Source organism: Virgibacillus alimentarius, assembly GCF_000709085.1.
In the GTDB taxonomy this organism is placed as follows: domain Bacteria; phylum Bacillota; class Bacilli; order Bacillales; family Amphibacillaceae; genus Virgibacillus_B; species Virgibacillus_B alimentarius.
Genome location: NZ_JFBD01000087.1, coordinates 1 through 10,115 on the forward strand (window position 1 = coordinate 1; position 10,115 = coordinate 10,115).

At 39.5% G+C, this 10,115-nt stretch carries 9 protein-coding genes and 1 pseudogene; 9 read left to right on the plus strand and 1 reads right to left on the minus strand.

From position 1 onward, the window contains the following. Positions 1-26 precede the first annotated feature (26 nt). The 4 genes and pseudogenes from GZ63_RS0113150 (at position 27) to GZ63_RS0113160 (ending at position 4,392) form a co-directional block, all read left to right on the plus strand. On the plus strand, positions 27-377 hold the full coding sequence (locus tag GZ63_RS0113150; RefSeq protein ID WP_029270297.1) for a DUF2200 domain-containing protein: 351 nt from the start codon (positions 27-29) through the stop codon (positions 375-377). Positions 378-827: 450 nt separating this feature from the next. Continuing rightward, positions 828-1,592, plus strand: a complete 765-nt coding sequence (locus tag GZ63_RS0113155) for a hypothetical protein (protein ID WP_226374423.1) — start codon at positions 828-830, stop codon at positions 1,590-1,592. A gap of 231 nt (positions 1,593-1,823) precedes the next feature. Continuing rightward, positions 1,824-2,076 (plus strand): annotated as a pseudogene (locus tag GZ63_RS17530) (SDR family NAD(P)-dependent oxidoreductase); the annotation flags it as partial. Positions 2,077-2,553: 477 nt separating this feature from the next. Further along, positions 2,554-4,392, plus strand: a complete 1,839-nt coding sequence (locus GZ63_RS0113160; protein WP_029270301.1) for an alpha/beta hydrolase family protein — start codon at positions 2,554-2,556, stop codon at positions 4,390-4,392. A 528-nt stretch (positions 4,393-4,920) separates the two neighbouring features. Here the strand turns inward: GZ63_RS0113160 and GZ63_RS0113165 are convergent. Beyond that, positions 4,921-5,367, minus strand: a complete 447-nt coding sequence (locus tag GZ63_RS0113165; protein WP_029270303.1) for a MarR family winged helix-turn-helix transcriptional regulator — start codon at positions 5,365-5,367, stop codon at positions 4,921-4,923. 146 nt (positions 5,368-5,513) lie between these two features. On the opposite strand from GZ63_RS0113165, the gene GZ63_RS0113170 reads away from it, so the two are divergent. From GZ63_RS0113170 to GZ63_RS0113190, 5 genes are all read left to right on the plus strand, one after another. Next, entirely contained in the window at positions 5,514-5,942 is a 429-nt protein-coding gene (locus GZ63_RS0113170) for an organic hydroperoxide resistance protein (RefSeq protein WP_029270305.1), read from the plus strand. After that, a complete protein-coding gene (locus tag GZ63_RS0113175; RefSeq protein WP_029270307.1) occupies positions 5,942-6,967 on the plus strand; it encodes an NADP-dependent oxidoreductase in 1,026 nt (341 codons plus the stop codon). The genes GZ63_RS0113170 and GZ63_RS0113175 overlap by 1 nt, the downstream gene beginning before the upstream one ends. 42 nt (positions 6,968-7,009) lie before the next feature. Further along, on the plus strand, positions 7,010-7,939 hold the full coding sequence (locus GZ63_RS0113180; RefSeq protein ID WP_029270309.1) for an NADP-dependent oxidoreductase: 930 nt from the start codon (positions 7,010-7,012) through the stop codon (positions 7,937-7,939). Positions 7,940-8,176: 237 nt separating this feature from the next. Continuing rightward, the gene (locus GZ63_RS0113185) at positions 8,177-8,815 is read left to right on the plus strand and encodes an SDR family oxidoreductase (protein ID WP_029270311.1); all 639 of its coding nucleotides are present in this window, start codon (positions 8,177-8,179) and stop codon (positions 8,813-8,815) included. A 124-nt stretch (positions 8,816-8,939) separates the two neighbouring features. After that, positions 8,940-10,061 carry an NADH-dependent flavin oxidoreductase gene (locus GZ63_RS0113190; protein ID WP_029270313.1) on the plus strand — a complete coding sequence of 374 codons (1,122 nt, stop codon included), beginning with the start codon at positions 8,940-8,942 and terminating at the stop codon, positions 10,059-10,061. The last annotated feature ends 54 nt before the right edge of the window (positions 10,062-10,115 follow it).

The window sequence follows — 10,115 nt, forward strand, 5'->3', positions numbered from 1 at the left end:
AACATACTATACGAGGAGGATGTATCATGAACAAACATAAGATTTATACAATGAGTGTCGCAAGAGTCTATCCCCATTATATTTCGAAAGCAGAGAAAAAAGGGCGTACAAAATCAGAGGTCGATGAAATCATCCGTTGGTTGACAGGATATAGCCAGGAAGAGTTGGAAGTACATCTGGAAAAACAGACGGACTTTGAGACCTTCTTTGCGGAAGCTCCCCAATTGAATCCTTCACGAGTTTTGATCAAAGGTGTAATCTGCGGCGTCCGAGTGGAAGATATTGAAGAACCAACGATGCAAGAGATTCGCTATTTGGATAAGTTAATCGATGAGTTGGCAAAGGGAAAAGCGATGGAGAAGATTTTGCGGAAATAATAATGAAAAACGACGAAACACCGATTCCATTTTATAGCTTTCATTTTAAGTAATGATTAAACAATCGGGTGCTCTTCCAAAAGAGTACTTTCTTGGTCAATCGGGCTAGATTGTGAAACAAATATGCAAAGAACAAAGGGTTGTTTTGTAACTTAAAACATTTTAGAAATGGAGGTGCTAGCCATAAAAAAGTTCCTTGTTCCAATTTTAATCGTATTCATTATCAGTTTAATGGCAGGAAGCTATTTCATCTTACGCTTAGATAATATTAGTGATTTTATAGTGATCTTAATAACGTTAATCCTAATAGCTCTCCCTCCATTTGGCACCTACTGGTTATTGATACGTACAAGAACAATGCCAAAATTGTTACTATATCTTTCTTTTATTATATGTCTAGGAGCGTCTTATTTAATAATCCCTTCTTCACAAAAAGGATGCTTTAATAAAATGTTAGTTTGGCTTATACCAGTTTTAGAAATCAGCGTTTTAATTGTAGTTATATACGGCATTTTTAAAAGTGTTATAAGCTATAGGAGAAACAAGCAAGATGAGGAACACGATTTTCTAGATGTCATTAGAATATCTCTTGAACCTAAACTAGGAAATGGTTTTGTTTTAGGAGCAATTTTAACGGAATTAAGTGTTTTCTACTATTCCATTATAGGATGGTTTAGAAAACCAACTGTGATTGAAAATGAAGACGCCTATTCTTATCATAAGACTTCACAGCTTAAAACAATCATCATCATATTTTCAATCTTAATAACACTGGAAGGTGCATTTTTCCACTTTCTTATTCAGTCATGGAGTAATATTGCAGCGTGGGTTTTTACAATATTAAATATCTATGCATTGCTTTATATTATGGGATTATATCACTCCGTAAGATCATTACCGCATATTATTACTTCTGATAAGGTCATTATTCGCTTTGGCTATCAAAGCAGTGTTGAATTGGAAATTAGTAATATAAAAGATATAAAAACTGCTAAAGAACAAGGCGGAATTGGGGAAAAAACACCAAAAGATACGTACTTTGCAATGTTACATATGGATTCACCTCAATATGAAATCTTTCTAAAAGAACCTGTTTTAATGAAAAGTTCGTATGGACGAAAAAAATATGTTAAAACGGTAGTATTCAGAACTGACGAACCAGCAAAAATGGTTGAAGAATTAAATTCAAATATTGATTCTCTAAGCAATGAATAAAAAGTGATTGTTCTACGAACGGACGCGAGAACGGAATAACAATCGTGATATATTTGGATTTTTAGGCCAAATTGTAGAGAATTGATTAAAGAATAATTTGAATTTAATGTTAAAATAGAAGGGTGAAAAAATGATCTAACAGTTAGGACGCCGGGGAATTGGTGAAAACCGTAACAAATTGACGCTCCATAGAAGTGATCTTTACCGCCCCTTTGTTTCGTATAAAGCAGAATTGCCGGTAAAGCAATTGCTATTGAACTTGCCAAAGAAGGTGTTAATGTTCTTATTAATGGCCGGAATTATGAAGAAGTAGAACGAATTGTAAATGAAATTAAATCAGATTTTCCGATTACCTCCGTATGGGAGAAATATTTCCGTACCAATGTTCTTGCTGCAAATGGTTTATCTAAATTTTATTTTACCTAAAATGTTGAACAATGATTTTGGACGAATTATCTTTATTGCAAGTGAAGAAGCAGTGATTTTCTCCATATATGAGTAGTTAACAATGCTGAAGATTACTCTACGCATTGAAGAATGAAGCATCGTGTGTATTGATTACCAAATATTTCAAGAAGGAATTTTTTAGGTATACAGAGGTGCGATTTGGGTTTTCGTAGTGCCGGAAGTTTGGCTAGACTTAAAAATACTCAACAACAAGAGATAAATAGTAAAATCAGCAACCCGGACTAGATCCTTTTGAGAGATTGACAGCGTTTGCACAAAAGGCTATAATAAATTAGACAAGTTAAAGTAATGGTGGAGTTATGGAGACCCATGCTGTAATAGTACTTCTTTCCTGAAGTGCGTCTATTGCGGTGTGGGTTTTTGTCTTTTCACATACTTGTTTGTTTAATAGAAATTAAGTGAAGGAGGGGCACACGTCCGAAGTTTTAGCAGGTGACGGATCTTGGTGAGGACCATATAGACTAAGTTACAAATAAGGAGGAAAAGGGGAAACATGGAAAATGGAAAAAGGAAATCTAAGCTATATTTAATAATATCATTAATATTAGTTGTTGTTAGTATGATTGGCGCATCTTTGGTTCAGACTTCTGGTGGTGAAGTAGAGGTCAAAGAAATGCAATGGGAGACTCCATCTGGCCATATGATGAGTGCGTTTTTGTTTGTGCCTGATGGTGTGACTGAAGATAACCCTGCTCCGGGCATAGTTACTAGTCATGGCTGGTATAATAACAAGGAAATGCAGGATATGAATTTCGTTGAATATTCCAGAAGAGGCTATGTTGTTATGTCAATAGACATGTATGGACATGGGGAGTCCGAAGCTGTTAGGCCCGATGAGTGGCAAGAACGAGGAACAGGTATGTATGATGCTGTTGAATTAATGGCTGATCTCCCATATGTAGACACTTCAAAGATTGGAATAACAGGTCATTCTAACGGCGCTCGAGCTGCCAACTGGTCTATTGATGCGGACAATGAAAAGGAGAACCCATTGATCTCTTCGGTACTATTGGTAGCAAATGATGCGGACTATATAAACCCGGAAACTGGAAAATACTATAATAAATACGGAAGCAGAGATGTCGGAATTGTAGCAGCCCAATATGATGAATTCTTTTTCCGAACTGAAAATCCGGACGGTACAATGACTGCACCGAGAGATTTTATGGGCACGGATAATGCACAATCGTTTCTCCATTTTGGTGAATCCCCTGACAATATTGAATCAACTCGCTCCAGTTATGAGATGTATGAAGAAGAAATAAATGGAGAATCAGCTACACGCGTGATTTACAATCCGGCTCAAACACATCCGTGGAATCACTTTTCCGGTCATGTAGCAACACAGAGTATAAACTTTTTTGACGAAACACTGGGAAACCCAGAGCCGATACCAGCAGATAATCAAGTATGGCAATTCAAAGAGTTCTTTAACTTATTAGGCCTTATCGGTTTTGGGATGTTTCTCGTAAGCTTTACAAAGGTGTTGCTATTTACCCGGCCATTTGCAGGGCTCCGTGCATCACAAGACCCGTCACCAGCTGAACTCGCAACGAAGAAGCAAAAGGGGTGGTTTTGGGGAGGACTTGTGGCAAGTGCTATCTTTTCAGGAGTTTCCTACATCGCCTTATTTAACTGGGCGATGGTGAATCGTCCGGATTTCTTTCCACAGGCATATACATTTTATGTTGGAACATGGGCTGCATCGAATGGGTTATTTGCTATACTGCTAGTGTTCCTGTCCCGTAAATTTGCGGATAGTGAGCATAAATCCACGTTGAAAGATATAGGTGTATCCATTAGCTTAAAAGCACTTGGAAAAACGGTGCTTTTTGCTGTCATTGTAAGTGTAGCTGCGTTTGGTTTGGTTTTTGTCAGCGACTATTTGTTTAATACAGACTTTCGAATCTGGTTCATAGCGGTTACGGACTTTTCGCCGGATAAACTTATTATCGCATTAAAATACCTTCCATTTTTCTTAATATACTTTGTAGCCAATTCCGTAGTGGTAAACAGTTTCAATTATTACAGGAATGGAAAAAAAGAATGGATTAATACCGCTTTACTAGCTCTTTTTAACACACTCGGGCCAATAGTAGTACTCGCTATTCAATACATCACATTCTTTATTACGGGACATGTATTTTTTGAAAATGTATCGGCTATCGTAGGCATTTGGCTAATTAGTTTCCTGGTCATCTTACCTGTAGCTGCGATAATTTCAAGGAAAATTTTCAGAGCAAGCTTGAACCCTTATTTAGGAGGGATAATTATTGCCATAGTCGTTACATTGATTTCTGTGACTAATACTTTAACACAACTTCCAAACTAATTAGTAAGAGTGAATATTTGCAATAGCCTGCCGCACTTGGCGGTAGGCTATTTTTCTGTAGCTCACAGGATTTGCGGTATGAAGCACAGGTGATTCGGCAGAACGAAGGAGAAGGTATGCTGACGGATATGCCGCGCGGCTGAAAAACTGGAGATAACTTTAAAGGCTTAACTATTGCTAATAGTTATCGAATAAGAGCTGTGCCCGTCTTGCTCATAAAGGCCAAATAGTTGAATAAGATATGTTAAAAATAAACGGATTGGTATTTTAATGGAATGCATAAAAAAACAGTACGCTAAATAGAGAGAATGATAAGCTTTTAACGATAGCTGAGGAAGAAAAGTAGTTTAACTTTAGTAAGGAAGGAGGTGAGGGGTTGTCACCTTTTTTTTATTGTTGATTTTGGATTTTTCAGGAGCATCAGCCATCCCGGATACAAGAATTTTCTAGTAAGCGAAAGATATTGAAACTGTGGAAAGGAAAGAGGGGCCTGTTGCCTTTTCTTTCCTTTTTGCTGAGGCACATGATTTACTCTGTATTCGCTTGCTGAATTTGCTGTAATAAATTTGTGAAGTCAAAAAGGGTCTTCGAAAATTCCTCTTCACTGAGACCACTCTTGTTAATAAGCTTACCGGGAATCTCCGCTGCCGTTTCCTTTAATTGTTTTCCTTCTTCAGTTAAGGAAATTAAAACACGCCTTTCATCATCGGGATCTCGTTTTCGGTATGTTAACGCTCTTTTTGTAAGGCGCTTGAGCACTGGGGAAAGTGTTCCGGAATCGAGAAAAAGACTGTCTCCCAACTCCTTCATTGTACAGGAGTCTTTTTCCCACAAAACAAGCATGACAAGATACTGTGTATAAGTTAAATTGAGTTCTTCCAAAAACGGACGATACAATTTATTTATTTCTCTTGATAATGAATAGATAGAAAAACACAGTTGGTTGTTTAATTTTATTGCTTCATCTTTCTCCATTAATATTCATCCTTTCAGTACTTCCCTACTTTAAACTATATGGAAGTTCATAAAATGTCAAACTTATTTTTTGACGAGAAGAACTTTCTATGTTTCAATAAGTTTTGCGCAATTAAATTGTGTAAAATTAAATTGAGGTGATAAACTTGAATCCTTTATATACTGCTTCATCCACTGTCAGAGGTGGACGTAATGGACGTGTGATTTCAGATGATAAGATAATTGATATGCCATTAGTAATGCCTAAATCACTTGGCGGTGGAGGGGGAGAAGGAACCAATCCGGAACAATTATTTTCTGCTGGGTATGCGGCCTGCTTTGACAGTGCGTTGAATCTGGCTGCCAGAAAGCAACGAATTAAAATTGACGAAACAGAGGTGAAAGCGCAAGTATCGATCGGAAAAGATACCGATGGAGGTTTCGCTCTTACTGTTGCATTGGATGTTAAAATTCCAGGGGTTGAACAAGAAGTAGCTGAACAACTTGTTGAATCCGCCCATCAAATCTGTCCATACTCCAAAGCAATCAGGGGTAATATTGCAGTCGACTTGAAAGCTAAAGGGGTGGAAAGATAATGACATTAAAAGAAAAATTGAAAAATAGTCAGATTCTATTGGCAAAGCGCCCAAAAGGGATGCCAACAAAAGAGAATTTTACATTTAAAGACAGTCCAGTACCACAACCGGAAGAAGGACAGGTTCTTGTTAGAACAATCTATTTATCTGTTGATCCGTATATGAGGGGGAGGATGGATGATGCAAAATCGTATGTGAAACCTTTCGAATTAAATGAGATGATCTGTGGCGGAATTGTTGGAGAGGTCATTTTGTCTGATTCAGATCAGTTAAGCGTCGGTGATAAGGTAGTCGGGACGCTTGGATGGCAGCGATATAACGTTATTAAGGAATCCAAGGTACGTAAAATTGATGAAACAATCGCTCCTCTGAGCGCATACCTCAGTGTCCTTGGCTTAACTGGTTTGACTGCTTATTTTGGTCTGCTTGATATTGGTCAGCCAAAACAAGGGGAAACAGTTGTTGTATCCGGTGCAGCGGGAGCGGTTGGTATGATCGTTGGACAGATTGCTAAAATTAAAGGAGCTCGAGTTGTTGGAGTTGCTGGCTCCGATGAAAAGACAACCTATTTAAAGCAGGAGCTTGGTTTTGACGAAACGATTAACTATAAAACCTCTCCAAATATGGAACAGGCGCTTGAGAAAGCCTGTCCAGATGGAATAGATATATATTTTGACAATGTCGGCGGACCAATTTCTGACGCAGCGATAAATCTATTAAATGAATTTGCACGCATCCCTCTTTGCGGTGCGATTTCGTCTTATAACCGGACTGACGGTGATCTAGGTCCGAGAATTCAGACAAAACTTATTAAGAGCCGTGGATTGATCAAAGGCTTTCTCATTGGTGACTATGCTGACCGTTTCAGTGAAGGTATCCGAGATCTTTCAAGCTGGTTAGCCGAGGGGAAACTGAAATATGAAGAAAATATTGTGGAAGGATTTGAGAACGTACCAGAGGCTTTTCTCGGTTTGTTTAAAGGTGAGAATCTTGGCAAGCAACTTATAAAAGTTGATGAGGAATAACGAATTAGAAATAAGGAAATGTATAATGAAGGAGGACCTAAATTGAAAGCAGTTATGATTGAAAATTACGGCGGGATTGATGAGTTAAAGTATACGGAAATAGACAAACCAAGTTTGAAAGACAATGATGTTTTGATTGAGATAGCAGCTACGTCCGTAAACCCCGTTGATTGGAAAATACGTGAGGGGTATCTAAAAGGAATGCTGCAATATGATTTTCCATTTGTTCTAGGTTTGGATGCTGCAGGAACAATAAAAGAGGTAGGAAAAAAAGTGACGAAATTCAGGGTCGGAGACAAGGTATTTACCCGGCCGGATATAACCCGTAATGGAACTTATGCGGAATATGTAGCTGTTGATGAAAACCTTGTTGCAAAAAAACCGGAAAATCTATCTTTTGAAGAAGCTGCATCCATTCCGCTCGTTGGATTAACATCGTGGCAATCTCTTTTTGACTTTGCTGACATCAAACAAGGTGACAAAGTGTTAATTCACGCTGGATCAGGGGGAGTTGGAAGTTTTGCCATTCAACTCGCAAAATCCTTGGGTGCCTGGGTGGCAACGACATGCAGCACGAAAAATGTTGAATTTGTTAAATCGTTGGGGGCAGATAAAGTTATTGATTACCGCAACGAAGATTTCAGACAGGTTCTTGCCGATATGGACATTGTGTTTGATACGCTTGGCGGTGACATCCAGAAGCAAAGTTATGATGTTTTAAAAGAAGAAGGTGTTCTGGTTTCTATTGCTGATCAGCCTAATCAGCAATTAGCCCAAACGAAAAAGGTGAAAGCGGGCTTTGTTTTCCTTGAGCCTGATGGTGAACAGCTTGCTGAGATTGGGGAAATGATTGAACAAGGAAAGATCCGCGCAAATGTAGGGACAGTGATGAACCTTGAGGAGATTCAAGAAGCACACCGATTAAGTGAAACACATCATGCCAAAGGAAAAATTGTCCTCCGTGTGAGGTAAGGAAAGTGGACGAATCTTACTAACGATTTTTTCAGCAAAAGAGTGACAACGCTGGTCCTTATTTTGAATAGGGGCTAACGCGTAAAATAGTGCAAAAGTTCAGTGCCGCATCCATACTTGATAAATTCGGTATTGATTCGATTGTTTAATCTTTTTGGAAAAGACAAAATGAAATATTGGGAATGAAAAATAATCATCAGTTAGAGCTGTGAATTTATTAGATGAGGAGTTGTTTGCATGAAAGTATTAGTGATTGGTGCATATGGACAAATTGGACAACATATTTTATCTCTCCTGAACAAGAGTGAACATCAAGCGAAGGCGATGATTCGCAACGAAAATCAGGCGAGTGAACTAAAACATTTAGGGGCGGAGATTGTTGTTGGTGATTTAGAACAGGATTTTTCTTATGCATTTGAAGGTTGCGATGCGGTGATTTTCACCGCTGGTTCCGGTGGCCATACCGGTCCTGAAAAAACGGAATTGGTGGATCGCCTAGGTGCTATGAAGGCGGTGAAAGAGGCAGAAATTAATCATGTAAAGCGTTTTATCATGGTCAGTTCAATGAATGCCGATACTCCTGATAATGGTCCGGAGTCTATGAAGCATTATTTCAAAGCAAAAGGCGATGCGGACAAAAACTTGCAAGCCAGCCATTTGAATTATACCATTCTCCGTCCTGGAAGGTTATTAAACGAACCTGCCAATGGGACCATTACCGCGGCGGAACATATCGAAGACCGTTCCAGTGGCATTCCGCGTGCTGATGTAGCGCAAGTTGCTGTCACTTCACTAGATACAGAAAATACATTCCACCGGGTGTTTGAAATTCTCTCAGGCGATGTTCTGATTGAAGAGGCACTAAGGAATGTTTAAGGAATTTGCAGGTAATGCAAGTATTTATATGATATGCGATTGGTTGTTTTTATGATAGGAAGGTACATTGATTTTTGTAAAATAATCTTTTTTAAGGTGAAGTTATAAAGGGGTGGCAAAAACGTTGAATGAAAAATACCAGCCATTATTTGAATCCTTTTCTTTTCCGAATGGTACCCGATTGAAGAATCGTGTGGTCATGGCCCCCATGACCAACTGGTCCTCAAATTCGGACGGAACGGTTTCTGATGATGAAGTGAAATATTATAAACGTCGTTCAAAAGGGGTCAGCATGGTCGTCACAGCCTGTGCCAATGTGACAGCAGGTGGCAAAGGATTCTCCGGCGAAATTGGTGTGCACAATGATGATATGATCCCGGGATTAAGGAGGTTGGCGACAACGATTCAAGAGCAAGGCGCCAAAGCGGTCTTGCAAATTTATCATGGCGGACGGTTGTGTCCACCGGATTTAGTCCCAAATGGGGACATTGTCAGTGCTAGTGCAGTTCCACCGGGAGAGAACGGACCGGTTCCCCGTGCATTAGAGGATGGGGAAATTAAGGGAATCATTCATGCGTATGGGGAGGGCACCCGTCGAGCTATTCAAGCCGGATTCGACGGTGTTGAAATCCATGGAGCGAATGGCTACCTGATCCATCAGTTCTTTTCTCCCCATTCAAATCGTCGTGACGACCACTGGGGTGGAAGCCTGAAAAAACGAATGAACTTTCCACTGGCTGTCATCAATGAAATCCAGAAAACCGTGAATGACCACGCAAAAGATCCATTCATCGTAGGTCACCGGCTTTCTCCGGAAGAACCTCAAACTCCGGGTATTACAATGGCGGACACGTTGGAATTCGTTGATGTGTTATCCGATAAGGAACTGGATTATATTCATGTTTCACAAATGAATTTTTGGTCTCGCTCTAGACGTGGTGTGGAAGATACACGTTCACGCATAGAAATCATCCAAGATCGTATAGGGAACAAAGTCCCAGTTATCGGAGTAGGCTCCATCTACTCAGCCGAGGATGCCCAATCCGCAATCCAAAGCGATGTACCTTTGCTAGCTTTAGGACGCGAACTTATTATAGATCCTGACTGGGTAGGCAAAATCGAACAAGGAAAGGCTTCCGACATTGAGACCATTTTAGATACAAATGGTCAAGATCGGCTGGTCGTACCGAATCCTCTTTGGAAAGCGATTATCCACACCCCTGGATGGTTCCCTGGTGTCGATTAACAAATTTAAATTCTTTCTTCAAAAAGCCACCTACAAAGGTATTGACCCCCGAAA